The following is a 688-nucleotide window of genomic DNA, read 5'->3' as shown; positions in this document are numbered from 1 at the left end:
TTCAGATATTATCGACCGTTCTGCGATCGACATCGAGTTCACGGGCAATCTTGGATTTGTTCAATTTCAAAACACCCTCCTTCATAAGCGGCATAAGCTTGTTCAAATCTGTCAAAGAATCAACACGCAACGAGTTGTTGATTGATAAAGTAATGATCATAAAATCCTCCCTGCAAATAAGAGAATTTACAATCTGTTTTTAGAAATTGTACATATTTATCTCATCGTTTATGTACATAATTATCTTAACGTCTACACCCTTATAAATACATTCTTCATATTTTAAAAGAAATCTCAAGACATGCTGGCAGGCTGACCAGCGAAATACTGGAACAATGTATGCCTTGGAGTCCAAAAAACAAAGACGCTCATGGCAGGTAGAGATATTGTCTCTGATTCGATGAGCGTTTTCTATACGCTGTTTTTATTTCCCTCGTATGTTTTTTTACTTTTTGGGACCATTTTTTTGTTTTTTGTCGTATTGAATATAAGAAGGGGGAATCACTATGTACAGCTTTGTTCGAGAAGAAATATTCTCGTATCCTATGCTACAATGGAATTAAGAAAAGACATTCGATGCGGCCTGCAAAAAGGTGCTTTCCAAAAAGGCGATCCTGGCTTATATCGTGAAAAAAACGATTCCGGAATTCGAAGACTATTCGGTTCGGGAGATCGAATCGTTGTATAT

At 36.8% G+C, this 688-nt stretch carries 1 protein-coding gene; it reads right to left on the bottom strand.

Features of this window, described 5'->3' with window-relative positions; translation table 11 throughout:
- Window position 1: 1 nt before the first annotated feature.
- Entirely contained in the window at window positions 2–160 is a 159-nt protein-coding gene (locus BO225_RS12270; RefSeq protein ID WP_158023773.1) for a hypothetical protein, read from the bottom strand.
- Window positions 161–688: the final 528 nt, after the last annotated feature.

Source organism: Dubosiella newyorkensis, from assembly GCF_001945605.1.
In the GTDB taxonomy this organism is placed as follows: domain Bacteria; phylum Bacillota_I; class Bacilli_A; order Erysipelotrichales; family Erysipelotrichaceae; genus Dubosiella; species Dubosiella newyorkensis.
The sequence above is the reverse complement of the archived record's forward strand: the minus strand, read 5'-3'. Positions and strand labels throughout refer to the sequence as shown.

Excerpts from the sequence above, each read along its gene's own strand:
- BO225_RS12270 (WP_158023773.1), bottom strand. The coding sequence starts at position 160 with ATGATCATTACTTTATCAATCAACAACTCGTTGCGTGTTGATTCTTTG.